General features: G+C 71.7%; 24 protein-coding genes. 11 read left to right on the forward strand and 13 right to left on the reverse strand.

What is annotated here, in order from left to right; genetic code table 11:
* Positions 1–17: 17 nt before the first annotated feature.
* The 3 genes from F1721_RS25015 to F1721_RS25025 form a co-directional block, all read right to left on the reverse strand.
* A complete protein-coding gene (locus tag F1721_RS25015; RefSeq protein ID WP_150069221.1) occupies positions 18–1,061 on the reverse strand; it encodes a 2,3-butanediol dehydrogenase in 1,044 nt (347 codons plus the stop codon).
* Positions 1,062–1,162: 101 nt separating this feature from the next.
* Complete coding sequence (locus F1721_RS25020) at positions 1,163–1,864, reverse strand: PP2C family protein-serine/threonine phosphatase (protein ID WP_170301596.1); 702 nt, start codon at positions 1,862–1,864, stop codon at positions 1,163–1,165.
* Between the two features lie 149 nt (positions 1,865–2,013).
* On the reverse strand, positions 2,014–3,447 hold the full coding sequence (locus F1721_RS25025; RefSeq protein ID WP_150069223.1) for an MBOAT family O-acyltransferase: 1,434 nt from the start codon (positions 3,445–3,447) through the stop codon (positions 2,014–2,016).
* 193 nt (positions 3,448–3,640) lie between these two features.
* Here F1721_RS25025 and F1721_RS25030 point away from each other — a divergent pair, with 193 nt between their 5' ends.
* Entirely contained in the window at positions 3,641–4,462 is an 822-nt protein-coding gene (locus tag F1721_RS25030) for a phospholipid scramblase-related protein (RefSeq protein WP_150069224.1), read from the forward strand.
* A gap of 104 nt (positions 4,463–4,566) precedes the next feature.
* Here the strand turns inward: F1721_RS25030 and rlmB are convergent, their stop codons facing one another.
* From rlmB to F1721_RS25065, 7 genes are all read right to left on the reverse strand, one after another.
* On the reverse strand, positions 4,567–5,523 hold the full coding sequence (gene rlmB, locus F1721_RS25035) for a 23S rRNA (guanosine(2251)-2'-O)-methyltransferase RlmB (RefSeq protein WP_150069225.1): 957 nt from the start codon (positions 5,521–5,523) through the stop codon (positions 4,567–4,569).
* A gap of 3 nt (positions 5,524–5,526) precedes the next feature.
* A complete protein-coding gene (cysS, locus tag F1721_RS25040) occupies positions 5,527–6,921 on the reverse strand; it encodes a cysteine--tRNA ligase (protein ID WP_150069226.1) in 1,395 nt (464 codons plus the stop codon).
* A gap of 72 nt (positions 6,922–6,993) precedes the next feature.
* Positions 6,994–7,674 carry an HAD family hydrolase gene (locus F1721_RS25045; protein WP_150069227.1) on the reverse strand — a complete coding sequence of 227 codons (681 nt, stop codon included), beginning with the start codon at positions 7,672–7,674 and terminating at the stop codon, positions 6,994–6,996.
* A gap of 102 nt (positions 7,675–7,776) precedes the next feature.
* On the reverse strand, positions 7,777–7,977 hold the full coding sequence (locus F1721_RS25050; RefSeq protein ID WP_150069228.1) for a hypothetical protein: 201 nt from the start codon (positions 7,975–7,977) through the stop codon (positions 7,777–7,779).
* A gap of 185 nt (positions 7,978–8,162) precedes the next feature.
* A complete protein-coding gene (gene ispF / locus F1721_RS25055; protein ID WP_211840613.1) occupies positions 8,163–8,645 on the reverse strand; it encodes a 2-C-methyl-D-erythritol 2,4-cyclodiphosphate synthase in 483 nt (160 codons plus the stop codon).
* On the reverse strand, positions 8,642–9,346 hold the full coding sequence (gene ispD, locus F1721_RS25060) for a 2-C-methyl-D-erythritol 4-phosphate cytidylyltransferase (protein WP_150069229.1): 705 nt from the start codon (positions 9,344–9,346) through the stop codon (positions 8,642–8,644). Before ispD ends, ispF begins: the two co-directional genes overlap by 4 nt.
* Before the next feature lie 19 nt (positions 9,347–9,365).
* On the reverse strand, positions 9,366–9,854 hold the full coding sequence (locus F1721_RS25065) for a CarD family transcriptional regulator (RefSeq protein ID WP_009947449.1): 489 nt from the start codon (positions 9,852–9,854) through the stop codon (positions 9,366–9,368).
* 300 nt (positions 9,855–10,154) lie between these two features.
* Here F1721_RS25065 and F1721_RS25070 point away from each other — a divergent pair, with 300 nt between their 5' ends.
* From F1721_RS25070 to disA, 3 genes are all read left to right on the forward strand, one after another.
* Positions 10,155–10,730 (forward strand): copper chaperone PCu(A)C domain-containing protein, encoded by a 576-nt coding sequence (locus tag F1721_RS25070; RefSeq protein WP_246155287.1) that lies wholly within the window; start codon positions 10,155–10,157, stop codon positions 10,728–10,730.
* A gap of 187 nt (positions 10,731–10,917) precedes the next feature.
* Complete coding sequence (gene radA / locus F1721_RS25075) at positions 10,918–12,288, forward strand: DNA repair protein RadA (protein WP_150069230.1); 1,371 nt, start codon at positions 10,918–10,920, stop codon at positions 12,286–12,288.
* Between the two features lie 2 nt (positions 12,289–12,290).
* Positions 12,291–13,388, forward strand: coding sequence for a DNA integrity scanning diadenylate cyclase DisA (gene disA / locus F1721_RS25080; protein ID WP_150069327.1), 1,098 nt, complete (start codon positions 12,291–12,293; stop codon positions 13,386–13,388).
* A 7-nt stretch (positions 13,389–13,395) separates the two neighbouring features.
* Here the strand turns inward: disA and F1721_RS25085 are convergent, their stop codons facing one another.
* The gene (locus F1721_RS25085; protein WP_150069231.1) at positions 13,396–13,980 is read right to left on the reverse strand and encodes a hypothetical protein; all 585 of its coding nucleotides are present in this window, start codon (positions 13,978–13,980) and stop codon (positions 13,396–13,398) included.
* A gap of 569 nt (positions 13,981–14,549) precedes the next feature.
* On the opposite strand from F1721_RS25085, the gene F1721_RS25090 reads away from it, so the two are divergent.
* The 5 genes from F1721_RS25090 to F1721_RS25110 all read left to right on the forward strand — a co-directional run bounded on the left by F1721_RS25090 (position 14,550) and on the right by F1721_RS25110 (position 19,503).
* Positions 14,550–15,455 carry an HhH-GPD family protein gene (locus tag F1721_RS25090; protein ID WP_150069232.1) on the forward strand — a complete coding sequence of 302 codons (906 nt, stop codon included), beginning with the start codon at positions 14,550–14,552 and terminating at the stop codon, positions 15,453–15,455.
* Positions 15,455–15,970, forward strand: a complete 516-nt coding sequence (locus F1721_RS25095; protein ID WP_150069233.1) for a 2'-5' RNA ligase family protein — start codon at positions 15,455–15,457, stop codon at positions 15,968–15,970. Before F1721_RS25090 ends, F1721_RS25095 begins: the two co-directional genes overlap by 1 nt.
* Before the next feature lie 517 nt (positions 15,971–16,487).
* Positions 16,488–17,168: an ATP-binding cassette domain-containing protein gene (locus F1721_RS25100; protein WP_150069234.1), complete on the forward strand. Its 681-nt coding sequence runs from the start codon at positions 16,488–16,490 to the stop codon at positions 17,166–17,168.
* Complete coding sequence (locus tag F1721_RS25105; protein ID WP_150069235.1) at positions 17,165–19,105, forward strand: YhgE/Pip domain-containing protein; 1,941 nt, start codon at positions 17,165–17,167, stop codon at positions 19,103–19,105. Before F1721_RS25100 ends, F1721_RS25105 begins: the two co-directional genes overlap by 4 nt.
* 89 nt (positions 19,106–19,194) lie before the next feature.
* The gene (locus F1721_RS25110) at positions 19,195–19,503 is read left to right on the forward strand and encodes an antibiotic biosynthesis monooxygenase family protein (protein WP_093156509.1); all 309 of its coding nucleotides are present in this window, start codon (positions 19,195–19,197) and stop codon (positions 19,501–19,503) included.
* A gap of 107 nt (positions 19,504–19,610) precedes the next feature.
* On the opposite strand, the gene F1721_RS25115 is transcribed toward F1721_RS25110, so the two are convergent.
* Positions 19,611–20,612: an endonuclease/exonuclease/phosphatase family protein gene (locus tag F1721_RS25115; protein ID WP_150069236.1), complete on the reverse strand. Its 1,002-nt coding sequence runs from the start codon at positions 20,610–20,612 to the stop codon at positions 19,611–19,613.
* 103 nt (positions 20,613–20,715) lie between these two features.
* Between F1721_RS25115 and F1721_RS25120 the strand changes: the two genes are divergently transcribed.
* Together F1721_RS25120 and F1721_RS25125 are read left to right on the forward strand one after the other, a co-directional pair.
* Positions 20,716–21,663 (forward strand): ATP-binding cassette domain-containing protein, encoded by a 948-nt coding sequence (locus tag F1721_RS25120; protein WP_150069237.1) that lies wholly within the window; start codon positions 20,716–20,718, stop codon positions 21,661–21,663.
* Positions 21,664–21,779: 116 nt separating this feature from the next.
* The gene (locus F1721_RS25125) at positions 21,780–22,544 is read left to right on the forward strand and encodes an ABC transporter permease (RefSeq protein WP_246155298.1); all 765 of its coding nucleotides are present in this window, start codon (positions 21,780–21,782) and stop codon (positions 22,542–22,544) included.
* Between the two features lie 344 nt (positions 22,545–22,888).
* Here F1721_RS25125 and F1721_RS25130 read toward each other — a convergent pair whose 3' ends face one another.
* Positions 22,889–26,032, reverse strand: coding sequence for an ATP-binding protein (locus F1721_RS25130; protein WP_150069238.1), 3,144 nt, complete (start codon positions 26,030–26,032; stop codon positions 22,889–22,891).
* Positions 26,033–26,102: the final 70 nt, after the last annotated feature.

Genomic DNA, 26,102 nt, shown 5'->3' on the forward strand with positions numbered 1-26,102 from the left:
CGCGACCGGCCGAAAACTCAAGGATCGACCAGCACCTTCATCTTCCGCCCGGCGCGCAGCGCGGCGAACCCCTCCTCGACGACCTGCTCCAGCGGCACGTGCTCGACCCAGCCGGTGGTGTCGTAGTGGCCGCGCGCCATCAGGTCGATCACCGCCCGGTAGTCCTCCGCGGTGTAGCAGAGCGAGCCCTGGATCGCGGTCTCGTTCATCACCAGCTTGAGCAGCTCGGTGTCGATCGGGTGCTCGTAGATCGCCACCGCGATCAGCCGCTTGCGCGCCCCCAGGCAGGACATCCCGGCCGCCACGCTGCCCGCCACCCCCGCGGCGTCGAAAGCGGCGTCGGCACCGCGCCCGCCGGTGCGCTGCATGACGTGGGTGGCCGGGTCCGCCCTCGCCGGATCCACCACGTCGGTCGCGCCGAGCCCGGCGATCGCCGCCCGCCGCGTCTCCGACGGCTCGACCACGGTGATGTCCTCGACGCCGATGCCGCGCAGCGCGAACCAGATGCCGATCCCGATCGGCCCCGCGCCGAAGATCACCGCGCTGCCGCCCGGACCGACCTCGCCGAGCCGCACCGCGTGGTAGGCCACCGACATCGGCTCGACCAGCGCCCCGAGCTCGGGCCCGACGGACTCCGGCAGCCGGTGCGCCATCCACGACGGCACCACCGAGTACTCGGCCATCCCGCCGGGCGCCATCAACCCGTGGAACCCGATCTGGCGGCAGATGTTGTAGTGCCCGGCCAGGCACGGCGGGCACGTCCCGCAGCGGTAGACCGGCTCGATCGCGACGTGCTCGCCCACCGCGACGTCGAACACGTCCGCGCCCACCTCCACGACGGTCCCGGAGAACTCGTGGCCGACGGTGAGCGGCAGCCGGTACCCGGTGAGCGGGTGCGGCTCGGTCGGGACGAAGATCGGCCCCGCGTAGTACTCGTGCAGGTCGGTGCCGCAGATCCCGTTGTGCCCGACCTTCACCTTGATCTGCCCGGCCGCGCAGGTCGGCTCCGGCACGTCCTCGACGACCAGCTCTTCCCGCCCCCGGTACACCGCAGCACGCATGGCCCCAGCACACGCCGGTCGCAGGCCCGGTGCAACCGTTGCAGCGGGTTGCACGGTCGTGAGTGCGAAAACCGGCTCCAACCGGTTTTCGCACTCACGACCTACTCGACGTTGACCACCACGGCGCTGACGTTGTCGTCGGCGTGCTGCTCCACCGCAGCCGCGACGAGCTGGTCCGCGGCCTCCTGGGGATTCGGCTCCGAGCCCAGGACCTCCTCGATCTCCTCGGTGGCCAGCGTCTTGAACAACCCGTCCGAGCAGAGCAGCAGCCGGTCCCCCGGCTGGCAGGACAGCTCGATGCGGTCGACGTCGACCTCCGGACCGACCCCGATCGCCCGGGTGAGCACGTTCCGGTGCGGGTGCTCGTCGGCTGCCGCCTCGCTGACCGCTCCCGCGCGCAGCAGCTCCGCGATGACGGTGTGATCGCGGGTCAGCCCGTCCAGGCGCCCGTTCCGGAGCCGGTACAGCCGCGAATCGCCCACGTGCGCGGCCACGACACCGGCGTCCGAGGTCACCGCCACGGCGACCAGCGTGGTCCCCATCGTGACCTCCTCCCGGTCCGCGCGTCTCAGCACCGCCCGGTTGGCCTGCTGGCAGGCGTGCACGAGGCCGTCGGCGCTGCGGTCGGTGGCGAAGTCCGCCTTCAGCGCGTCGAGCGCGAGCTTGCTGGCGACCTCCCCGCTCGACAGCCCGCCCACCCCGTCCGCGAGCCCGAACAACCCGTCGCCGACGACCACGGCGTCCTGGTTGATCTCCCGTCCGCCCTGGTGCGTTGCGGCGCCGGCGACAAGCGTGCTGGTCACTTCGGACCCCCTCCGTCGGGTTGACCGGTTGAACTGCTCCATCGGAAGACGGCCACCGACCCGCTGGGGTTCGCACGCCCCGCGATCCCAGCGCACAGATCACACCGACCCGAGCGTCGCCCCTTCCCACGGGTAGAAAGTCAAACACCTCAGAACTGGTAGTACAGGAAGGGGCTGAACGAGCCGGTGGCGACCAGCAGCCCGGAGTAGCCGAGGCCCGCGGTCAGGACCGCGATGCGCAACGCGTAGGCCTGGCGGGTGCGGACCGACTCCAGGAAGGGGCCGGTGCCCGCGTTCGCCGGGAGGAAGACCACCACCAGGGCCAGCAGCAGGAACACCACTCGCTGGTTGGTCACCGAGGCCGCCACGATGTCGGTCAGGCCGTCGAGGTCCGGGACCAGCATGTGCCCCAGCATCGCGAACGCGCTGCTCAGGTCCGGGGCGCGGAAGAACACCCAGCCGATCACCACCAGCAGCATCGTCAGCGCGCGGCGGGCCAGGCGGGCGCGGCGGTCGGTCGGGGCGTGCGCCCAGCCGAACGCCCGCTCCACCACCAGCAGCAGGCCGTGGAACAGGCCCCACACCAGGTACGTCCAGGCCGCGCCGTGCCAGAAGCCGGTCAGCACGAAGATGATCGCCAGGTTCCGGTAGGTGCGGGCCTGGCCGCCGCGGTTGCCGCCGAGCGGGATGTAGACGTAGTCCCGGAACCAGCGCGACAGCGACATGTGCCAGCGGCGCCAGAACTCCGTGACGGTCACCGACGAGTACGGCCGGGCGAAGTTCTCCGGCAGCCGGAACCCCAGCATCCGGCCCAGCCCGATCGCCATGTCCGAGTAGCCGGAGAAGTCGAAGTACAGCTGCATCGCGTAGCCGATCGCGCCGAGCCAGGCGATCGCGAACGTCATGTCCTCGTCCGGGGTCGCGAAGCAGGCGTCCACCATCGGCGCCAGCGTGTCGGCGATGACGACCTTCTTCGTCAGCCCCCACGCGAAGCGCGGGAAGCCCGCCGCGATGTCGTCGAGCCGGTGCGTGCGCTGCTGCGGCAGCTGGTCGGCGATCTCCCGGTAGCGCACGATCGGACCGGCCACCAGCTGCGGGAACATCGCGATGTAGGTGACGAACGAGACCGGGTTGCGCAGCGCGGGCCGCTCGCCGCGGTAGATGTCCACCACGTAGGAGATGTGGTGGAACGTGTAGAAGGAGATGCCGATCGGCAGCGCCAGCTCCAGCACCGGGAAGTCGCCGCCGAACCAGCTGCTGAGCACCGCCAGCTGCTCGGTGGCGAACCCGGCGTACTTCCACACCGCCAGGATCGCCAGGTTGAACGACACCGTGCCGATCAGCACCCACCGCCGCCGGGTCCGCTCGAAGCCCCACTCGACCGGTTCCAGCCGCAGCCCGGCGAAGTAGTTCACCACGATGCACGCCAGCAGCAGCAGCGTCGTGCCGCCCGCGCCGCTGGCGTAGAACAGCAGGCTGGCCACCGCGACCACGGCGTTGCGCCCGGTGCGCGGGGCGATCAGCACCGCCGCCAGCACGGCCGGCAGGAAGTACCAGAGGAACAGGGGACTTGCGAACGACATCGGGGCCTCGGGGTGCGGGAGGCCCTCGCCTCCCCTGGGAGCATTGCTGCTCGGACTCTAGCCGAGCCCGGAACGTCACCGAGCCGAAACGGACCGGGTCAGAACGTCCTCTTTGTCCTGACCAGGCAAAACAAGTTCGCGCGCTGGGCGGAACCGCGGACGGCGGCCGCGCCGATCACCTAGCCTGGGCCCCATGAACGCACCCCCGCCAGGCTGGTACCCGGACCAGGCAGATCAGCGCTACGTCCGCTGGTGGGACGGCCGCCAGTGGACCCCGCACGTCCAGCCCGCCCAAGCACCGGCCCCGCCGCCGCAGGGCGACGCCTCCGTCGCGGAGCTGTCCGTGGGCGGCACCGGCAACGCCGCGTCGATCCAGCAGCAGGTCCAGCAGCGCGCGGCGGTCGGCGGCCCGGTCGCCGGTGGCGGCGGAACCCTGTTCACCGAGCCGGTGCTGGTGATCAACCAGCAGGCGAAGCTGATCGAGATGTCGAACGAGTACGCCATCTACGACCAGCACGGGCGCCAGATCGGCTCGGTCGTGCAGATCGGCCAGAGCGGTGCGCAGAAGGCGCTGCGGGCGTTCACCAAGCTCGACTCGCTGATGACGGTCAAGCTGGAGATCCGGGACGTCACCGGCCGCCCGGTCCTGCTGCTGACCCGCCCGGCGACCCTGTGGAAGGGCACCGTCCACGTGCAGCGCCCGGACCAGTCGCCGATCGGCGACATCCGGCTGGCGAACTTCTGGGGCAAGGCCCGCTTCGACTTCGAGATCGGCGGCCAGCGCATCGGCGGCCTGCAGGCGGAGAACCTGCGCGCCTGGGACATCAAGGTCCTCGACCACGCGGACCAGGAGGTCGGCAAGATCACCAAGACCTGGCAGGGCCTGGCCAAGGCGGCCTTCACCACGGCGGACAACTACGTCCTGCAGATCTACCGCCCGCTCCAGGACCCCCTGCTGAGCATGGTCCTGTCCTCGGCCCTGACCTTCGACACCATCTTCAGCCAGCACCAGTAGGGACGCCGACCACCGCCCCTGCTTCGGCCCGGGGAGTGTTTCGGCAGGTCATCGCCCGTGAGCACTTTGCGGTGCCATAGCCCCGCAAAGTGCTCACGGGAGGCTCAGCGGATCCGGCGGCGGCGGGCGACCTCGGAGAGGACCACGCCCGCGGCGACCGAGGCGTTGAGGGACTCGACCCCCGCCGCCATCGGGATGGAGACCGTCTGGTCGCAGGTCTCGCGGACCAGGCGGGACAGGCCGCGCCCCTCGGAGCCCACGACGACCACCAGCGGGCCGGTGGCCAGCTCCAGCTCGTCCGAGGTCACGTCGGAGTCCGCGTCGAGGCCGATCACCATCAGGCCCTCGCTCTTGAGGTCCTTCAGCGTCCGGGTCAGGTTCACCGCCTTGGCCACCGGGAGCTTGGCCGCGGTGCCCGCGCTGGTGCGCCAGGCCACGGCCGTGATCCCGGCGCTGCGGCGCTGCGGCACGATCACGCCGTGCGCGCCGAAGGCCGCCGCCGAGCGGATCACCGCACCGAGGTTGCGCGGGTCGGTGACCCCGTCGAGCGCCACGATCAGCGGCGGCAGGCCGGAGTCCCGCGCCGCCTGCAGCACGTCCTCCGGGTGCGCGTACTTGAACTGCGGCACCTGGAGCGCGAGGCCCTGGTGCATCGCGTTGTTCGTCATCCGGTCCAGCTCGACGCGCGGCACGTCGACCACCGAGATGCCGCGCGACTTCGCCTCCCGGACCGCTTCGGTGACCCGGTCGTCGATGTCGATGCCCTGCGCGACGAACAGCCCGCTCGCGGGCACACCCGCTCGGATGCACTCCACCACCGGGTTCCGCCCGCACACCAGCTCCGGCTGCGACTCCGCCGCCGCCTGGCGCTTCGCGCGCTGCTGCTCGGCCTTCGCGCGCGCGTCCGCGCGCCGCTTCGCGGGGTGGCTGACGCGGTCCTCCGCCTTCGGCGTCGGGCCCTTGCCGCGCAGGCCCCTGCGTCGCTGCCCGCCGGAACCGACGACCATGCCCTTCTTGTTGGACTTGCGCATGCCGCCGCGGCGCTTGTCGTTGCCAGCCACGTGTTACCCGTCTTTCAATGTCCACATCGGACCGTCGGGGGTGTCCTCGACGGCAATCCCGCTGGCCTGCAGCCGGTCGCGCAGCAGGTCCGCGGTGGCGAAGTCGCGCTCCGCGCGGGCCTGCTTGCGCTGCTCCAGCATGGCCTCCACCAGGTCGCCGAGCGCGCGCTGCGCGGCGTCGTCCGCGCCGGAGTCCTCGGCCCACTGCTCGGACAGCGGGTCCAGCCCGAGCACGTCGGTCATCGCCCGCACGGACGCCGCCGCGCTGCGGGCCGACTCGTCGTCGCCCCGGTCCAGCGCCGCGTTGCCCTCGCGGACCACGTTGTGCACCGCCGCGATCGCCTGCGGCGTGGACAGGTCGTCGTCCATGGCCGCGGCGAACTCCGCCGTCACCTCGCCGTGCTCGACGGCACCGGCCCGCTGCCCGACCCGCCGCACGAACGACTCGATGCGGCGGTAGGTGGCCACCGCCTCGGACAGGCCCGCCTCGGAGAACTCGATGGTGGACCGGTAGTGCGGGGTGACCAGGTAGTACCGCAGCTCGGCCGCGCGGGCCCGCTTCAGCACCTCCGGGATGGACAGCACGTTGCCGAGCGACTTCGACATCTTCTCGCCGCTCATCGTCACCCAGGCGTTGTGCATCCAGTACTGGGCGAAGCCGTCCCCGGCCGCGTTGGACTGCGCCAGCTCGTTCTCGTGGTGCGGGAAGACCAGGTCGAGGCCGCCGCCGTGGATGTCGAACTCGCCGCCCAGGTAGAAGGTGGCCATCGCCGAGCACTCCAGGTGCCAGCCCGGTCGGCCGTTGCCCCACGGCGTCGGCCAGCTCGGCTCGCCCGGCTTGGCGCCCTTCCACAGCGTGAAGTCGCGCGGGTCCTGCTTGCCGCTGGCCAGCGTCTCGCCCTGCTGCACCTCGTCGAGGCGCTGCCCGGACAGCTTGCCGTAGTGGTCGGCGTAGGAGGCGACCGAGAAGTAGACGTCGCCGCCCGCCGCGTAGGCGTGGCCCTTGTCGATCAGGCGCTGGATCAGGTCGATCATCTGCGTGACGTGCCCGGTCGCGCGGGGCAGCGCCGACGGCGGCAGGCAGCCGAGCTGGTCGTAGGCGCGCTCGAAGGCGCGCTCGTGCGTGGCGGCCCACTCCCACCAGGGCCGGCCGGCCTCGGCGGCCTTGGTGAGGATCTTGTCGTCGATGTCGGTCACGTTGCGGACCAGGCGCGCGTCGTAGCCGTGGTGCTGCAACCAGCGGCGGAGCACGTCGAAGTTCAGGCCGCTGCGGACGTGGCCGACGTGGGGGACGCCCTGCACGGTGGCACCACAGACGTAGATCGACGCCACTCCGTCGCAGCGCGGGTGGAACTCGCGCGTCGTGCGGGTCGCGGTGTCATGCAGGTGCAGGCTCACAACCCCGATGGTACGGGGGCCGGTCCGGGCCCAATCACGACAGGGGCGGTCGCGTCAAGAGCGCAGTGACGGTCAGCGCAGCAGGTCGCCCACGGCGGTCAGCAGACCGTCGCGGCGCTGGCTGGTGGGCGTCGGTTCCACGATCGCGACCTGGCAGCCGACCGCGGCGGCCCCGCCGTCGGCCTCCTCGCTGTCCCCGACCATCAGCGCCTCCTCCGGCGCCACGCCGAGCCGCTCGCAGGCGCGCAGGAAGATCTTCGCGTCCGGCTTGATCACGCCTTCGAGGTAGGACAGCAGGAACTCGTCGACGTACCGGGTGACACCGATCCGCTCGAACGCGGGACGGATGTCGAAGGCGATGTTGCTGATCACGCCGACCTTCACGCCGGACTCGTGCAGGCGGCGCAGCACCTCGGCCGCGTCCGGGTACTCGGTCCAGTAGTCCGGGTCGATCAGCCGCTTGTACAGCCCCTCGGCCTGGCCGTCGCGCACCCCTGAGCTGCGCAGCACCTCCACGTAGACCTTGCGGTGCAGCTCGGGGTCGAGGTCCCGGTTGTCCCAGGCGTGCTGGTACTCGGCGTCGAGCTGGACGACCTGCCCGGTGGGCGCGGTCATCCGGCGCATGATCTCGGCCTGGGCGGCCAGGTCGAACGGGGCGCCGTCGGCGTCGGTGAGGTCGGCGTACCAGGACGGATCTTCCTCGAGGCGGAAAAGCGTGCCGGAGAAGTCGAAGAGCACCGCGCGCAGAGTCACGTGGCCCAAGGTAAGCGCGCCGGACCGCCTCAGCACCGACATGCGGTCAAGCTCACCCGCGTTGCACCACCAGTTCTGCCGGAACGGGAAATCCGGCAACGATCAGCAGCGCCGGGTCTCCTGACCGCGCATCGGGACGACGATGCCCGCGACGCAGACCGCCGCGCTCACCCACAGCAGGAACACCGCCAGCGCCAGCCCGAGCCCGCCGCCCCCGGACCACAGCACGAACGACACTGGCCACACCACCACCGGCTGCACCACGAGCAGCCGACGCACCCACCGGTTCCGCTCGATCACCATGCATCGAGCATGGCGCGCACCGACCCCGGCATTCCAGATCGCGACCCCTGAGTTTTCCCCGACTCCGCCAACCCGTCACGCCCGGCTACCCACCCGTTACTCGGGGTTCCGAACTCGGCGGACCTCCCGTCATCCGGGGCGGTGCCGATCTCGCGCGGAACTGACGTTCACCCGGGTGACAGCGGTCAGGACGCAGGGAGGACCAGAGCCGTGGCGATCGCGGCGATGCCCTCGCCGCGGCCGGTGAGGCCGAGGCCGTCGGAGGTGGTGCCGGCCACCGACACCGGCGCCCCGATCGCCGCCGAGAGCGCCTGCTGCGCCTCCTCGCGGCGCTTGCCGATGCGCGGCGCGTTGCCGATCACCTGCACCGTCGCGTTGCCGATGCGAAAACCGGCCGCTGCGACGCGGTCTCGCACTTCGGCCAGGAAGTCCACCCCGTGCGCGCCCGCCCAGCGGTCGTCGTCGGTGCCGAACACCGCGCCGAGGTCGCCCAGCCCGGCCGCCGACAGCAGCGCGTCGCACAGCGCGTGCGAGGCGACGTCGCCGTCGGAGTGCCCGGCGCAGCCGTCCACGCCCGGCCAGTGCAGCCCGGCGACCCAGCAGTCGCGGCCGGGTTCGACCGGGTGGACGTCGACGCCCTGGCCGACGCGGGGAAGCAGTTCGGTCACGCGAGTTCTCCAGTGCTCTGCGGGGCTCCCGCGGCCAGCACCGACTCGGCGATGGCCAGGTCGAACGCGGTGGTGATCTTCAGGGCGTTCGGGTGCCCCGCCACGGTGTGCACCTTGCCGCCGATCCGCTCCACGAGCCCCGCGTCGTCCGTGGCGATGTCACCGGCCGCCGCGTAGGCCTCGCGCAGCACGTCGATGGCGAAGCCCTGCGGGGTCTGGACGGCCCGGAGCTCGGCGCGGTCCACTGTCGAGACGACGTCACCGGCCTCGTCGACCCGCTTGATGGTGTCCGAGACCGGCAGCACCGGGATCACCGCGGGCGCGCCCTGCTCGACCGCCCGCACGACGTCCTGGATCACCGACGCCGGGGTGAAAGCACGCGCGGCGTCGTGCACCAGCACGACCCGCGCCTCCGGCGCGACCTGCTCGACGACGTCGAGCGCGAGGCGCACCGAATCGGTCCGCTCCGATCCCCCGGGCACCACGTGCGCGGCCGGGAGCTCGGCCAGCTCTGCGGCCACCAGCTCGACCTGGTCGGGCGGGGCCGCCACGACGACGTGCTGCACGCAGCCCGCGGCCAGCAGGCCGCGGACCGCGCGCAACAACAACGACTCACCGTTCACCGGAACCAGCGCCTTGGGCATCCCCAACCCCAAGCGCACCCCGCGACCAGCCGCGGGGACCAGCGCGACTACGCTCACGCCCGTCCGTTCCCGATGATCAAACCGCGGTGGCGAGGACTTCGTCCAGCAGGGTTTCCGCTTTGCCCTCGTCAGTGCCCTCGGCCAGCGCCAACTCGCTGACCAGGATCTGACGGGCTTTCGCCAGCATTCGCTTCTCGCCTGCGGACAGGCCACGATCCTTCTCGCGTCGCCAGAGGTCGCGCACCACTTCGGCCACCTTGTTCACATCGCCGGAGGCGAGCTTCTCCAGGTTGGCCTTGTACCGTCGAGACCAGTTCGTGGGCTCTTCGGTGTGCGGAGCCCGCAGCACGTCGAAGACCCGATCGAGACCCTCCTGGCCGACCACGTCCCGGACGCCGACGATCTCGGCGTTGTCCGCGGGGACGCGCACGGTCAGGTCGCCCTGCGCGACCTTGAGGACGAGGTACTGCTTCTCCTCGCCCTTGATCACACGAGTCTCGATTGCTTCGATGAGCGCGGCACCGTGATGCGGGTAGACGACGGTCTCTCCGACCTTGAAAACCATGTGTCCTCTGCCCCTTTCGCTATGCCCACTTTACCACGCCGGGCAACTCGCCCTCGACGCCCCACCATCCGTAATCGCAGGTCAGGCCGTGGACTGGGGTTGACAAAGGGCACCCGAACGTGCAAGGCGGGACCTTTCGGCCCACTGAAATCGTCCACAATGGACATCAATGTCGGGCGAACGCGCGCCGCCTCCGGTCACCCGCCGATGCGTAGGTCGGCAAGACCCTGGAGCACCCCCGCGCGAGCGGGGGATTAAGCTCCACCTGGTTGTCCGGCAATCAGGAAGGACGCTGCAACCGTGAGCCGCCCTCAGCACCACAAGGCCGTCCGCCTGCGGTTGATCCCGGCCGCAATCGGGCTCGGCGCCGTCGTCGCCCTCGCTGGGTGCAGTGCCGGTCAGGTGACCGAGACCGACACCCAGGTCGCCGCCGTGAACGGCGGTAACGGTGATGTCCAGGACATCGCCATCCGCAACGCCATGTTCACCTTCCCGACCACCGGCACGGTCTACCCGGCCGGTTCCTCCGCCCCGCTGGAGGCGGTGCTGGCCAACGAGGGCGAGAACGACAAGCTCGTCGAGGTCACCAGCACCTACACCACCGCGCCGGCCACCATCGGCGGGGACACCACCCTGCCCAGCCGCACCGCGCTGCACGCCACCGGCGCCTCCGCCGAGCAGAAGGCGCAGGTCGAGGCCGCCGGCGGTCGCCAGGTGCAGATCACGCTGAACGGGTTCAAGCAGGACATCACCCCCGGCGTGACCATCCCGGTGACCTTCGTGTTCGAGAAGGCGGGCCCGGTCACCGTCCAGGTGCCGGTCGGCATCGACCACTCGCCGCGCCCGGAGCAGCACGACAGCGAGAGCGGTCACTGACCTCAGCTTTCCCGGATCGGGCCGTCCGCAGCAGCGGGCGGCCCGATCTGCGTTTCCGCGGGTGGCAGCCCGTGAGCAGTTTCCGGGGCTATCGCACCACAATGTGCTCACGACCCCTGACCTGCGAAAACAGCACCCGGACGGACGTCGTGGGCGAGGTGTCGCCGCGGGCGGATAGCCTCGCCGAGTGCCGCCCAAGAACGCCCGAGCCGCCCGCCCCGCCTTCCGCTGCGCCGACTGCGGCCACGAGGTCGCCAAGTGGGTCGGGCGCTGCCCGAGCTGCCAGGCGTGGGGCACCGTCGAGGAGGCCGCTCCGGCCCGCCCCGCGCTGGCCAAGGTCAGCGCCGGTGCCCCGGCCACCCCGGCGCGACCGATCGCCGAGGTCGACCTGGACTCGGCCCGCGCGGTGTCCACCGGCATCGGCGAGCTGGACCGGGTGCTCGGCGGCGGCATCGTGCCCGGCGCGGTCGTGCTGCTGGCCGGTGAGCCCGGAGTGGGCAAGTCCACACTGCTGCTGGAGGTCGCCCACCGCTGGGCCACCAACTCCGCGCGCGGCCCGTCGCTGTACGTCACCGGCGAGGAATCCGCAGGTCAGGTGCGATTGCGCGCGGAGCGGACGGATTCGGTGCACCCGCAGCTCTACCTGGGCGCGGAGAGCGACCTGTCCGCCGTGCTGGGGCACGTCGACGCGGTGCGGCCCGGCCTGCTGATCGTCGACTCGGTGCAGACCGTGCAGTCCCCGGACGCCGAGGGCAGCCCCGGCGGCGTCACCCAGGTCCGGGCGGTCACCACCGCGCTGGTGGCGCTGGCCAAGGAGCGCGGGCTGCCGGTGGTGCTGGTCGGGCACGTCACGAAGGACGGCGCGGTGGCCGGTCCGCGCGTGCTGGAGCACCTGGTCGACGTGGTGCTGCACTTCGAGGGCGACCGGCACTCGGCGCTGCGGATGCTGCGCGGGGTGAAGAACCGGTTCGGCCCCGCCGACGAGGTCGGCTGCTTCGAGCAGCGCGACGACGGCATCGCCGAGGTCCCCGACCCCTCCGGGCTGTTCATCAACCGGCAGGAGACCGTGGTCGACGGCACCGCGGTGACCGTCATGGTCGAGGGCAAGCGGCCGCTGCTGGTCGAGGTCCAGGCGCTGCTGATGCAGACCCAGATGGCGATGCCGCGCCGATCGGTCAGCGGGCTGGACTCGGCGCGCGTGTCGATGACGCTGGCCGTGCTGGGCAAGCACGGCAAGATCCCCACCAGCGAGTACGACGTGTTCGCCGCGACGGTCGGCGGTCAGCGCGTCAGCGAGCCCGCCGCGGACCTCGCCGTCGCGCTGGCCATCGCGTCCTCGCGCAAGAGCAAACCGCTGCCGCCGAACCTGGTCGTGGTCGGCGAAGTGGGCCTGGCGGGCGAGATCCGCCGGGTCAACGGGGTCGGCCGCCGGCTGGCGGAGGCCGCGCGGCTGGGCTTCGATCGGGCGCTGGTGCCCCCGGACTCGGGTCCGCTGCCGAAGGGCGTGCGGGCCACGGTGGTGTCGAACATCGGCGACGCGCTCAAGATCGTGAGGTGACCATGAGCCACGAGGCGCTGCGCGCCACGCTGGCCCGGCTGGCGCCCGGCACCGCCCTGCGCGACGGCCTGGAGCGCATCCTGCGCGGCCGCACCGGCGGGCTGATCGTGCTCGGCTACGACCCGGCCGTGGAGGCGCTCTGCGACGGCGGTTTCCACCTGGACATCGAGTTCAGCGCCACCCGGCTGCGCGAGCTGTCCAAGATGGACGGCGCGGTGGTGCTGTCCACCGACGCCCGGCGGATCATGCGGGCGAACGTCCACCTGGTGCCCGACGCGAGCACGCCCACCGAGGAGTCCGGCACCCGGCACCGCACGGCGGAGCGCACCGCGATCCAGACCGGCTACCCGGTGGTGTCGGTGAGCCAGTCGATGAGCATCATCAGCGTCTACACGCAGGGCCACCGGCACGTGCTGATCGGCTCGCCCGAGATCCTGTCCCGCGCCAACCAGGCGCTGGCCACGCTGGAGCGCTACACCGCGCGGCTGGCCGAGGTCGCGCAGGCGCTGTCGGCGCTGGAGATCGAGGACTACGTGACGCTGCGCGACGCGATGACCGTCGTGCAGCGGATGGAGATGGTGCGGCGGATCGCCGACGAGATCGAGGGCGACGTGGTCGAGCTCGGCGGGGACGGTCGGCTGATCGAGCTGCAGCTCGACGAGCTGGTCGGCCCGCTGCGCGACGCCCGGCGCGGCCGCGACGGCATCGACCTGGACCGCGAGCTGATCGTGCAGGAGTACCTGCCCACCAGCGGTGCGATGCCGACGTCGGAGCAGGTGAGCGCGGCGCTGCGCAAGCTCGACGCGACCGAGCTGCTGGACCTGACCGCGATCGCCGCCGCCTTCGGCTACCCGGACACCCCGGAGGCCCTGGACCAGCACCTGAGCCCGCGCGGTTACCGCCTGCTGGCCCGGGTCCCGCGGCTGCCCGCGACGGTTCGACGCCGGATCGTGGAGCACTTCGGTTCGCTGCAGCGGCTGCTCGCCGCGACGGTGGACGAACTGCGCGAGGTGGACTCGCTCGGCGAGGCCCAGGCCCGCCTGGTCCGCGAAGGACTGTCCCGGCTGGCCGAGTCCTCCATCGTGGACCCCTTCGCCTGAGGATCGGTCAGGGGACCAGGCGGAACTCGACCGGGGAGCTGTTCAGGGACGCGAGCCTGGCCACCACCCGGTACTGGCCCTCGGCGGCCTTGGTCTGGTCGGGGCCGCAGTCCGGGGTGGACGTCAGGCCGGACCACTCGACGTCGTTGCGGACCGACTGGCCGGGCTGCAGCAGCGGCTGCTCGTTGGTCGACTCCGCGTAGCAGTCGTTGCTGGACCACACGTGCTTGCCGGACTGCGACGTCACGGTCAGCTCGCGCAGCGTGCGGTTGGTGTCGCGCACGCAGGGGCGGTCGCCCGCGTTGGTGATCACGATGCTCATCGGAACCCGCTCGCCGACCCGGAACTCGGGGCGGGGCACCTCCGCGACCACCCGGATCACCTCGTCCGGGCACTGCTGCGGCGGTTCGTCCGCGGCGATCGCGACCGGCGGCCCCGGCGGCGGGGCGGCCTGCGGCTGCGGTCCCGATCCGCTCAGGAGCACCACCGCTCCCCAGCCGAGCAGGACGACCGCGAGCAGGACCGCGACGATCGCCACCACGCGGCGACGCCAGTACACCGCAGGCGGCAACGGCCCGTTCGGATCAAGCACGGATCGACAGTAACCCGGCGACTACTCCGAACAGACCCATCGATGATCACCTGATCGGGTGCAACTCGGCGATTTCGCCCCACCGGGCCGGAACCGCTCCGGCGGAGCGGGCGGACGGCCGGAGGCGGGTTGCCGCCAGGCGATCGGTGGCGATAGCGGGTCGGGTTGGGGCGGAGGGGTGCGGTTTCGGACGCGGCTGGGTTTGGGTTCGAAGCGGTGGGGGGTCGGCTTGGGGAGGCTGCAATTTCAATCGAAATTGCGTCGTTCTCGACGAAACCTGCAGTGGTGCGGTGGGCAATTTCAATCGAAATTGCAGTCGTCACCACCCCTCCGACGGCCGTCCTCGTGGTCTCCCCGCAGCGCGCGGGCGGCCAGGTTCATTGCTGCAGGCATCACCACCCCTCCGATGGTCGTGGTCGTTCCGGGGCGGGACCTGGGGTTGGAGGTTCGGGATCGCGGTGATGGCGTGTGGGGCTTGGTGTGCTGGGGTTGGTTTCGGTGGTGACTGTGCGTGGTTGGGCGGGCGTGGTTTTTCGCCGGATCCGGGGCCTGGCAGGATCGGTCGTGCCATGAAGAGCTCTGCTGCGAACCCCGTTGCCCCGCCGTTGAACCCGGTTGAGCTGATCGACTGGTTCACCGCCACCGCTCGACCGCTGCCGTGGCGCGCGCCCGGTACCACGGGGTGGGGCGTGCTGGTCAGCGAGACGATGTTGCAGCAGACGCCGGTCAACCGGGTCCAGCCGATCTGGGAGGAGTGGATGCGGCGGTGGCCGCGGCCCTCCGACCTGGCCGCCGAGCCGCAGGGCGAGGTGGTGCGCGCCTGGGGCAAGCTCGGCTACCCGCGCCGCGCGCTGCGCCTGCACGAGGCCGCCGCGACCATCGCGGCCGAGCACGGCGACGTCGTCCCGTCGGACGTGGACACCCTGCTCGCGCTGCCGGGCGTGGGCGCCTACACCGCGCGCGCCGTGGCCGCCTTCGCCTACGGCAAGCGCGCTCCGGTGGTCGACACGAACGTGCGGCGCGTGGTGGCGCGCGCCGTGCACGGCGCCGGGGACGCCGGGCCGCCGTCGACCAAGCGGGACCTCGCCGACGTCGACGCCCTGCTCCCGGCCGACGACGCCTCGGCGGCGAAGCTCTCCGCGGCGCTGATGGAGCTCGGGCAGGTCGTGTGCACGGTGGGCTCGCCGCTGTGCGAGTCGTGCCCGATCGCGCACGACTGCGCTTGGCAGCACGCCGGGCGACCGGCCTACGCGGGCCCCCCGAAGAAGGTGCAGAAGTTCGCGGGCACCGACCGCCAGGTGCGCGGCAAGCTGCTCGACGTGCTGCGCGGGTCGTCGGGCCCGGTGCTGCGCGAGCAGCTGGACGCGGTGTGGTCCGACGCCGGGCAGCGCGACCGCTGCCTGGACTCGCTGCTGGTGGACGGGCTGGTCGAGCAGACCGACGACGGCCGCTTCGCGCTGCCCGGGGAGCACTGATGGCGCACGCGCTGGTCTTCTTCTTCGACGACCGCACCGAGTCGGAGATCCGCGGCCTGTGGCGGCGGCTGGACGGCGCAGGGGTCCCGAGCCCGGCGGGCAAGCACCGCCCGCACGTGACCCTGGCCGCGGCGGGGAGCATCCCGGCCGCCGCGCGCAAGGCGGTGCGCACCGAGCTGGAGCTGCTGTCCATCCCGGACCTGTGGCTGCACACGCTCGGCACGTTCCCCGGCGAGGACCGGACGCTGCTGCTCGGCGCGGTGGTGGACGCCGAGCTCTTGGCGGTGCACTCGGCGGTGCACGACGCGCTGGCGGGCCGGGTGCAGAACCCGTCGGCCTACTACTTCCCCGGGGCGTGGATCCCGCACTGCACCCTCGCCCAGGGCATCACCGACGACCAGCTCGCAACGGGCTTCCGCACCCTCCAGCCGCCGGAAGCCGTCCGCGCGGCGATCAGCGAGGTATCCATCCTCGACACCCGCACCGGAGACACCGAGACCGTCCTGACCCGCTGACCACCACAGTTTCAATCGAAACTGCGATCCCCCCGAAGCCCCAACCACAGTTTCAGTTGAAACCGCAGATCCCCCGAGGGCTCGACGACAGTTTCAGTTGAAACCGTGGGTCCTCCGAGGGGTCGAGCACAGTTTCAATTGAAACTGCAGTCCCACCGAAGGCTCGAACACGGTTTCAATTGAAACTGTGGTTCCGCTGGGGGCGGGGCGGGACTTCGTTCCGCCGGTCCGCGGAGTCGCGGGGCGGTTCGTTCACCCTTTGCGGGGACACCACTGGCGTGTCGGGGCACGACGCTCCGGGGAGTGCGGAGAACATCCGCGAGTTCAATGGAAATCAGGTCTCCGATTTCCATTGAAATCGGGCGGAACCGCAGCGCCGCGGCGCGCACGAGGTCCAGGGGCCGGGGACCTAGCCAGGACTCCCGGTCCATAGTGGACGCCGTTGGCGATCACGAGTTGCCGAGTGCTGGGGTTGCCGCCACTTTTGGATCGGCACCCGCACCCGGCAGGAGGACGCATGGATGTCGACGGCGTGAGCATCCTCGCCCGCGGGATCGCCGCCAAGGGGCCGGAAGGCGTCGTGTTCGCCAACCTCGACCTGCAGGTCTCCGCCGGGGCGCTCGCCGTGGTGGCCGGTCCCGGCGGCACCGGGCGGACCTCGCTGCTGCTCGCGCTGTCCGGGCGGCTCCCGCTGATCACCGGCTACCTGGACGTCTCCGGGCACGTGCTGCCCGCCCAGGCCAAGGCGGTGCAGCAGCTGATCCGCCCGGCCCGGCTGCGGCCGGGCTACGAGCTGGAGGACAAGCACCGGGTCAAGGAGGCGATCCTGGAGCGCCGCCTGATCAGCGGCGCCTCCGACCGCGACATCGACGCCGCGCTCTCCCTGGTCGGCCTGGCGCCCGACCGGTCCGCGCTGGTCGGCGACCTGCACCCGGCCGACCAGCTGCTGCTCGCGGTGGCGCTGGCGGTCGCGCCCTCCCCCGCCGGGATCCTCGTCGACGACGTCGACGTCGGGCTGCCGCTGCCCTCCCGCGCCCGGGTGTGGGCGGCGCTGCACGAGGTGACCCGGACCGGGATGACGGTGCTGGCCAGCGCCGCGGACGCGCCCTCCGGGGACGTCGAGGTGATCCACCTCCCGGCCCGCGAGCAGGACTGGCCGACCGATGTGTTCGACCTGCTGGAGGAGGACACGCCGTGAAAGCGTTCAACCTGGCCTGGCTGGAGCTGCGGCGCTTCCGCGGACCGCTGCGCCGCCTCGTGCCGCTGGTGCTGGTGCTGGTCCCGCTGCTGTACGGCTCGCTGTACCTGTGGTCGAACTGGGACCCCTACGGCAAGTTGGGCCAGGTGCCGGTCGCGGTGGTGAACTCCGACCTGCCGGTGGACGCCCGCGGCGAGCACATCAACGCCGGTGAGCAGTTCGTCCAGCAGATCAAGGCGACCGACACCTTCGACTGGCACTTCGTGGACGCCGCCGACGCCCGGCGCGGGCTGGAGGAGGGCACCTACTACTTCACCATCGAGGTGCCCGCGGACTTCAGCGCCCGGCTGGCCACCGCGGCGGACCGCAACCCGGAGCGGGCGGCGCTGCACATCGTCAAGAACGACGCCAACGGCTTCATCGTCGGGATCATGGCCGACACGGTGAAGACCGAGCTGCAGAACCAGATCAACGCCGCCGCGCACGCCACCTACGCCCGCGCGCTCTACGGCGAGCTGGACCAGGCGCGGGAGAAGCTGCAGCTGGCGTCGGAGGCGTCCAAGCAGCTGGTCGAGGGCACCGAGCTGAGCAAGCAGGGCACGGCCGCGCTCACCACCGGGCTCGGCGGCGTGCGGGACGGCACCGGCGAGATCGCCCGCGGCGTGCGGAGCGTCTCGGACGCGAGCGCCCAGCTGGACCAGCAGCTGACCGCGATCACCGACTTCACCGCGGAGCGGCTGCCCGGCGCGGTGAACGCGCTGGTCAACGCGAGCAACATCGCGGTCAACAGCCTGAGCGCGATCAAGACGACCACCGGGTTCCTCAGCCAGCGGGCCGCCGAGGGGCGTGCTGCCGTCGAGGAGCTCGGCCAGAAGCACCCCGACATCGAGCAGGACTCCGCCTACCAGCGCGCGCTGGACATCTCCCGCAAGATCGCCGACTCCGCGGCCACCGCCGACGGCGACGCGCAGAAGGCGCTGGCCACCGCGCAGGACGCCAACCGGCAGGCGCTCGCGCTGCAGAACAACCTCGGCCCGCTGCAGAACCAGGTCCGCGCGATCACCGCACCGGCCGACGCGCTGCGCGCGGGCACCGCGGAGCTGGCCGGTGGCAGCAACGGCATCACGAACGGGCTGAACACGCTGGCCGCGAGCAGCGGCGTGCTGCACACCGGGGCCGGGCAGCTCAACGACGGCGCGAAGTCGCTGCAGGGGCTGGTCGACGACACGCTGGGCAAGATCCCGCCGACGAACCCGACCGAGGTCGCCCGGGCCGCCGACGTGCTGGGCTCGCCGACCGAGATCCACGTGGACAACATCAACCCGGCGCACGTCTACGGGCGCGGGCTGGCGCCGTTCTTCTTCGCCATCGCGCTGTGGGTGTTCGGCCTGTTCGCGTACCTGCTGCTCAAGCCGGTGAACCAGCGGGCGATGGCGGACCGGGTGAGCGCATGGACGATCGCGCTGGCCGGGTTCCTGCCCGCCGCCGCGCTGGGCGCGCTCGGCGGGTTCGTGCTGTACGCGGTGGTCGACTTCGGGCTCGGGCTGGACCCGGTGCACCTGTGGTGGACGCTCGGGCTGGTGGCGCTCGCCGCGCTCGCGTTCGTGGCGATCGACCACTTCCTGCGCACCGCGCTGGGCGCGGTCGGCGACCTGCTGTCGCTGGTGCTGCTGATCATCCAGCTCACCGCCTCCGGCGGGCTGTACCCGATGGAGACCGCGCCGGTGCCGTTCCAGGCGGTGCACCCGTTCCTGCCGATGAGCTACCTGGTGGACGGGCTGCGGGTGACGATCTCCGGCGGCGAGGTGCAGCACCTGCTGCAGGACGTGGTGGTGCTGGCCGGGTTCCTGGTGGTCTTCCTGCTGCTGACCACGCTGGTCGTGCAGCGCCAGCGCACCTGGTCGGTGGCCCGCCTGCACCCGCAGATCGAGCTGTAGCTGGTCGTGAGCGGGGATGGTCGCAAGGACCACCATCGCCGCTCACGACGAGGTCGCCGATCACACCGATGGGCTCGTAGTCTGGCTACATGGCTGTTGTGAAGATCAATGCGATCGAGGTTCCCGAAGGCGCTGGTCCGGAGCTGGAGAAGCGGTTCGCCTCGCGGCACGGTTCGGTGGACAGCGCGCCGGGCTTCCTCGGGTTCGAGCTGCTGCGCCCGGTGAAGGGCGACAACCGCTACTTCGTCTACACGAAGTGGGAGTCCGAGGAGGCGTTCCAGGCCTGGGCGTCCGGCCCGGCGAAGGCCGCGCACGCCGGTGAGGCGAAGAACCCGGTCGCCTCCGGCTCCAGCCTGCTGGAGTTCGAGCTGGTCCAGGAGTCCTACCCGGAGAAGTGACCCGCTGGTCAGCACTTCGGGTCGCCTGAGCGGCCCGAAGTGCGGGCCACCGTTTCCGCTGCTCACGGCACGTGAGCGTTTTGCGGTGCCAGAGCACCGGAAAGTACTCACGAGCCCCCGCGGCCCACCGCCAGCGTTGCGAGGACCGCTCGGTGGTCGGCACCCGGCATCGGGAAGACCTCGAAGGACTGCGGGGTGATCTCCGGCGTGGTGAGGACGTGGTCGATCGCCACCGGCGGCGGGAACCAGCCCTCCGGCCAGGTGGCGCGCAGCCCCGCGCCGGTGGCCGCTGCGGCGTCGGTGTAGCCGCGGCCGATCAGGTCGCCGAGGCGGCTGTGGTCGAGCGTCGCGTTGAAGTCGCCCGCCAGCACGCGGGGCGTGCCGTCCAGCGGCAGCTGGCCCAGCTCGACCATCTCGCGCCGCCACACGTCGTAGGTGTCGCGCCCCATCGGGTACAGCGTGTGCACCGCGACGATCTCCACCGGCGGGCTGCCCGGCCGCTCCAGCAGCGCCGACGGCTGGGCGAGCGTCGAGCCCGGCACCAGGTCCAGCTCGCGCAGCGGGTAGCGCGCCGCGATCCCGGAGCCGTCCGCCTTCGGCCCCGCCTCGAACACCCGGTGCGGCAGTTCCGCGGCCAACCCCGCGGCGTCCAGCCGGTCGACCAGCTCCGGGGTGAGCTCCTGCAGGCTGAGCACGTCGACCTGGTTCCGCCGCACCAGCTCCACGACCTTCTCCGCGTCCGCCTGCCCGAAGTAGGCGTTGACCGACAGCACGCGCAGCGGAACGCCCTGCACCGGCGCGGTGCTCGACATCGCCCGCGGCACCACGGTGAACGCCAGCAGCGCCGTCACCAGGCCGACGACCAGCGCCGTCAGCCAGCGCCGCAGCAGGAGCCCGAGCAGCGCGAGCACCGCGCCGACCAGCGCGGCGTACGGCGTCAGCGCCACCAGCGCCACGGTGTAGCGGTCGAACTCCAGCCCGCCCAGCGGTAGCGCCGCCCAGGCGAGGAAGCCGAGGCTCAGCAGCACCAGCAGGACGGTCAGCACCCGCCCGCCCGGCTTGCGCGGTTCCAGCTCCTCTTCCGGCTGGTCGACCAACGTCCGAGTCACCCGCGACCCCCTGTCATCCGGCGCACCAAGCCTGTCAGCGCGCTGTGCGCGAGCTGTCAGCGCCCCTCCGGACAGTGGATGCGCAAGCCCTTGAGGAGGTTGCATGTCATACGCGATCCAGGCCGAAGGTCTGGTCAAACGCTTCGGCTCCACCACCGCGCTGGCCGGGGTCGACCTCGCCGTGCCCGCCGGGACGATCCTCGGCGTGCTCGGCCCCAACGGCGCGGGCAAGACCACCGCGGTGCGCATCCTGGCCACCCTGCTGCGACCGGACGCCGGGACCGCCACCGTCGCGGGCTGCGACGTGCTCCGCCAGCCGGTCGCGGTGCGCAGCCGCATCGGGTTGACCGGCCAGTACGCCTCGGTGGACGAGGAGCTGACCGGGGTGGAGAACCTGGTGCTGATCGGCCGCCTGCTGGAGATGCCGCGACGCGACGCGAAGGCGCGCGCCGCCGAGCTGCTGGAGCGCTTCGGGCTCACCGATGCGGGCGGGCGCGCGATCAAGACCTACTCCGGCGGGATGCGCCGCCGCCTGGACCTGGCGGCCAGCCTGGTGGGCCGCCCCGAGATCCTCTACCTGGACGAGCCGACCACCGGGCTGGACCCGCGCAGCCGCAACCAGGTCTGGGACATGGTCCGCGACCTGACCGGCGAGGGCGTCACGGTGCTGCTGACCACCCAGTACCTGGAGGAGGCCGATCAGCTGGCCGACCGGATCAGCGTGATCGACCGCGGCCGGGTCGTCGCGGACGGCCGCGCCGACGAGCTCAAGCGCCGCACCGGCGGGCAGACCTTGCAGGTGCGCCCGACCGACCTGGCGAACGTGCCCGCGGTGCGCCGGATCCTCGCCGAGCTGACCGGCGCGGAACCTTCCACGCACGACGAGAGCGGGCTGCTCACCACCCCGGTGGACGACCCGGTCCTGCTGTCCACCCTGGTGCGCCGCCTAGACGACGCGGGGATCACCGCGGACGAACTCGCCCTGCGCCTGCCGAGCCTGGACGAGGTCTTCCTCGCCATCACCGGCAAACCCACCGAGGAGGCAGCGTGAACCGCACCTCAGGGGAACGTGGCGCAACCCAGCCACAAGAAACCCCGAAGCCCGAGATAGCCCTCCAACGCAACCACCACTGCGAATCGCGGAGAGGCGGAACTGCGCCTGCGCGCATCGGCCTGATCCGCGCGTTGCGGCACGGGTTGACGTTGGCGGGCCGGAGCGTGCTGAAGATCCGCAAGTCCCCCGAGGGACTGATCGACGTCACCATCCAGCCGATCCTGTTCCTGGTCATGTTCGTCTACCTCTTCGGCGGCGCGATCGCCGGGGACACCGCCTCCTACCTGCAGGTCACGCTGCCCGGCGTGATGGCGATGAACATGGTCTTCGGCAGCCTCGGCACCGGGATGGCGCTCAACACCGACATCAACAAGGGCGTCTTCGACCGGTTCCGCAGCCTGCCGGTGGCGCGCTCGGCCCCGCTGATCGGGGCGGTGCTCGGCGACATCGTGCGCTACCTGGTGTCGCTGGCGGTCCTGCTGGTGTTCGCCTGGATCATGGGCTTCCGGATCCAGACCGACCCGGTGTCCGCGCTGCTCGCGATCGTGGTGGTGATCGCCTTCGCGCTGGCGATGTGCTGGATCACGGTGTTCCTCGGGATGCTGATCAAGAGCCAGCAGGCCGTGCCCGGCGTGGCGATGGCGTTCATGTTCCCGCTCACCATGGGCAGCAACGTGTTCGTCCCGACCGAGACGATGCCGGGCTGGCTGCAGGCCTGGGTGGGCATCAACCCGGTCACCCAGCTCGCGGACACCGCCCGGGGGCTGATGATCGGCGGGCCGGTCCTGGGGCCGCTGACGGCAACCCTGATCTGGATGGTGGCCATCGTGGCGGTGTTCTTCCCGCTGGCCATGTGGGCTTATCGCCGCCGGGTGTGAGTCGTGGGGCGGTTCCTCCCTTGGTCGGGGGTGGGGGGAACCGCCTTTCGCGCGCGGGTATCACCGCTTTGGGGTTCGGTGGTGGTACCGGGGTGGGGTTGGTGGGGAAAGTGCCGTTGGGCGCGGGGCTGGGTTTGGGCTCAAAGCGGTGGGTGGTCGGCTTGGGTGTGCTGCAGTTTCAATCGAAATTGCAGTCGTCACCACACCTCCAACGGCCGTCGTAGGGCGTTGTCTCTCGGACGACCGTCGTGAGTCGGTCCCCTCGGACGATCGTCCTGCCTGACCCTCGGGCGGTCGTGGTCGTTTCGGGGCTTGCGGGTGGTCGGGCTGGTTGTGGGGGGCTTTCACTCCTCCAGCGCTGCGCGGAGCTCTTCGAATGCCGCTTCGCGGGAGAGCGTTGCTCCGCTCTCCTTTGCTGCTTCGTGGGTTTCGCCGAGGGTTCGGAGCAGGTTGCGGACGTCCGGGTCACCTTCGTCGAGCTGGCCGCGCAGGGCTATTGCCAGGCCGAGCAGGTGTGCCGCTGATTCCGGGCGGTTCTGGGCGAATTCCGCGCACGCCGCCTGCTCCGCGATGGCCGCGGTCATCGGCATGTTTCGGAGGTCCAGGCCGATGACCAGCGCTTCGGACAGTTCCGCGCGTGCGGCGTCGAAGCGGCCTTCAGCGGTGTGCAGGCGGGCTTCGCAGAGCTTCACGAGCTGCTGGAGGGGCTGCGGGGTCACCGTCACGTCGCCGAGGATTTCGCGCAGGCGGGCCAGGTGCTCTCGGGCTTCCGCGTAGTTCCCGGTCAGGCGGGCCACTTCGACCAGTCCGCTCAGGGCACCAATGCGGTGGTGCGGGAAGACGTTCCGGCCGGTTTCCTCGGCTCGCCGCAGCTGTTCCTGCGCGCCCTCCAGGTCGCCCGCGCGCAGGCGTTCGACACCGATCCGGGCCAGCACCGACACCAGGTCGTCGGTGCAGCGCAGTTCGCGCAGGGTGGCGGCGGATTCCTGCAGCGCCTCGATCGCGCCCTCGTGGTCGCCGCGCTGGGAGCGCAGTTCGGCCAGGATGTGGATCGTGCTCGCGGTTCCCCACCGGTCGCCGATCGCGCGGAACTCGGCGAGCGCGGCCAGCAGGTCCTTCTCCGCCGCACCGGGGTTCCCGGAGTGCTCGGAACCCCAAGCGCGGCAGTACAGCCCGGCGGCGCGCGACCACGGGCGCGGGTCCTGCAGCGCGGACTCCACACATCTGTCCATTTCGGACGGTGCACCGGAGAGCATCCAGGCCACCGGCTCCATCATCGCCGCGTACAGGTACCGGGACCGCGCCCCGGTGTCGCGGACCGCGGTCACCGCGTCGCGCAGGCGGGTGAACCAGTCCGGCTCGTCGGCGACCATCCGCAGCATCAGCTCGACCACCGCGCGGCTCTCCGGCGGGGCCGCGCCCGGCAGCGCGGCGACCGCGCTCAGCCGACCGGTCAGCTCCTCGTGCTGCGCGGCCATCGACCAGTACCAGCACAGCGCCGCCACCAGCCGGATCCCGCGGTCCGCGTCCCCGGACGAGGTCGCCTGGTGCAGCGCGGCGATGATGTTGTCGTGGTCGGCGTCGAGCCGGTCCATCCAGTCGATCTGCTCGGCCAGGTGCAGGTGCGGCGCGGCGCGCTCGGCGAAGTCGACGTAGTACGCGGTGTGCGAGGCGCGCAGGACGTCCTCCTCCCCCGCCGCGGCGAGCTGCTCGCCGCAGAAGGCGCGCACCGTCTCCAGCATCCGGTAGCGCATGCCCTGGCCCGAATCCACCGCCTCCACCAGGGATTTCTCCACCAGCGACAGCAGCACGTAGAACGCGTCGCCGCTGGTGAGCTCGGCGTCGGCGCAGACCCCGGAGATCGCCTCCGGGGTGGCGCTCCCGGCGAACACCGACAGCCGCCGGGCCAGCGTCCGCTCCTGCTCGGTGAGCAGGTCCCAGCTCCACTCCACGACCGCGCGCAGCGTCCGGTGGCGCGGCATCGAGGTGCGGTTGCCGTTGGTGAGCAGGCGGAACCGGTCGTCCAGCCGGTCGGCGATCTGCCGCGCGCTCATCGCCCGCAGCCGGGCCGCGGCGAGCTCGATGGCCAGCGGCATGCCGTCCAACCGGCGGCAGATCTCCACGACGTCACCGATGTTGCCCTCGTCCAGCGAGAACCCGGGCCGCGCGGCCGCCGCCCGGTCCGCGAACAGCTGCACCGCCGCGGATTCCCCTGCCTCGGCGGTGGATTCCGGCAGCTCCAGCGGGCCGACGGGCAGCAGCCGCTCCCCGGCGACCGCCAGCGGCTCCCGGCTCGTCGCGAGCACCTGGAGCTGCGGCGAGCGGCCCAGGACCTCCTGCGCGAACTCGGCGACTGCGCCGATCACGTGCTCGCAGTTGTCCAGCACCAGCAACGTCGGTTCCGCCGCGAGCAGCTCCCCCACCCGGCTCAGGGCGTGCGCCTTCGGCGCTTCCAGCAGCCGGTTCTCGCGGACGCCCAGCGCGGTCAGCACCGCCGACGTCAGGTCCTGCTCGTCGCGCAGCGGCGCGAGCTCCACGAACCACACCCGGCGGTCCGACATGCCAGCCGCGGTCTCGGTGGCCAGCCGCGTCTTCCCGGCACCACCCGGCCCGAACAGCGTGACCAGCCGAGCATCGGCCAGTTCCGCCCGCGTGCGCTCGATCTCGCGCTCCCGGCCGACGAAACTGCTCAACCGCGTCGGCAGCACGGCCGGGCTCGACGCCCGGCGCGGTTCGGGGCGCGGCGCGAGCGCGGGATCACCGCGCAGCATCGCGAGCTGCAGATCCTTCAACTCCTGCGACGGCTCCACGCCGAACTCGTCGTCCAGCCGACGCCGCAACGCCTCGAACACCGCTAGCGCGTCCGGCTGCCTCCCGCACGCGTAGAGCGCGCGGATGCGCAACGACGTGAGCCGCTCGCGCAGCGGATAACGCGCGCACAAGCCTTGCAGCTCGGGCACCAGGTCGACCTGGTGACCAGCGCGCAGATCCGCCTCGACCCGGTCTTCGAGCGCCGTGAGCCGCAGCTCGTCCAACCGCGCCACCTGCGCCTCGGCGAACGGCGCGTCGGGGAAGTCCGCGAGCGCGCCGCCGCGCCACAGCGCCAGCGCCTCGCGGAGCGCGGCGGCAGCCGCGTCGACCTGGCCGTCGCGGAGCAGGCGGCGGCCATCGGCCGCGAGCCGCGCGAAGCGGTTGGTGTCGACGTCGTCGGGATCGACCAGGAGGGCGTAGCCCGACGGGTCGGAGCGGAGCTCCAGGGCGCCGTCGAGCGCGCGGCGCGCGCGGGAGACGAGCGACTGGAGCGCGTTGAGCGCGCCGGTCGGCTGGGCGGAGCCCCAGAGGTCGGCGATGAGCACCTCGGTGGCGATGGTGCGACCGGCTTCGAGCGCGAGCCGCGCGAGGAGCGTGCGGACCCGGAGGCCGCCGACGTCGACCGTCCGGCCGTCGGGGGTGTTCAGCCGGAATGGCCCCAGGAGCGCGACACGCACCTGCCCAGCTTCTCAAAAACCCCGGACCGGATGCTCGCAAATATGCGGTCGTGAGTGCGTAACAGTGTTC

Source organism: Saccharopolyspora hirsuta, assembly GCF_008630535.1.
Classification (GTDB): domain Bacteria; phylum Actinomycetota; class Actinomycetes; order Mycobacteriales; family Pseudonocardiaceae; genus Saccharopolyspora; species Saccharopolyspora hirsuta.

What these genes read in the sequence shown, in the direction of transcription:
- F1721_RS25015 (WP_150069221.1), bottom strand. Translation starts at nt 1,061, where the DNA reads ATGCGTGCTGCGGTGTACCGGGGGCGGGAAGAGCTGGTCGTCGAGGAC.
- F1721_RS25025 (WP_150069223.1), bottom strand. Translation starts at nt 3,447, where the DNA reads ATGTCGTTCGCAAGTCCCCTGTTCCTCTGGTACTTCCTGCCGGCCGTG.
- F1721_RS25030 (WP_150069224.1), top strand. Translation starts at nt 3,641, where the DNA reads ATGAACGCACCCCCGCCAGGCTGGTACCCGGACCAGGCAGATCAGCGC.
- F1721_RS25050 (WP_150069228.1), bottom strand. Translation starts at nt 7,977, where the DNA reads ATGGTGATCGAGCGGAACCGGTGGGTGCGTCGGCTGCTCGTGGTGCAG.
- F1721_RS25065 (WP_009947449.1), bottom strand. Translation starts at nt 9,854, where the DNA reads ATGGTTTTCAAGGTCGGAGAGACCGTCGTCTACCCGCATCACGGTGCC.
- disA (WP_150069327.1), top strand. Translation starts at nt 12,291, where the DNA reads ATGAGCCACGAGGCGCTGCGCGCCACGCTGGCCCGGCTGGCGCCCGGC.
- F1721_RS25090 (WP_150069232.1), top strand. Translation starts at nt 14,550, where the DNA reads ATGAAGAGCTCTGCTGCGAACCCCGTTGCCCCGCCGTTGAACCCGGTT.
- F1721_RS25095 (WP_150069233.1), top strand. Translation starts at nt 15,455, where the DNA reads ATGGCGCACGCGCTGGTCTTCTTCTTCGACGACCGCACCGAGTCGGAG.
- F1721_RS25100 (WP_150069234.1), top strand. Translation starts at nt 16,488, where the DNA reads ATGGATGTCGACGGCGTGAGCATCCTCGCCCGCGGGATCGCCGCCAAG.
- F1721_RS25110 (WP_093156509.1), top strand. Translation starts at nt 19,195, where the DNA reads ATGGCTGTTGTGAAGATCAATGCGATCGAGGTTCCCGAAGGCGCTGGT.
- F1721_RS25120 (WP_150069237.1), top strand. Translation starts at nt 20,716, where the DNA reads ATGTCATACGCGATCCAGGCCGAAGGTCTGGTCAAACGCTTCGGCTCC.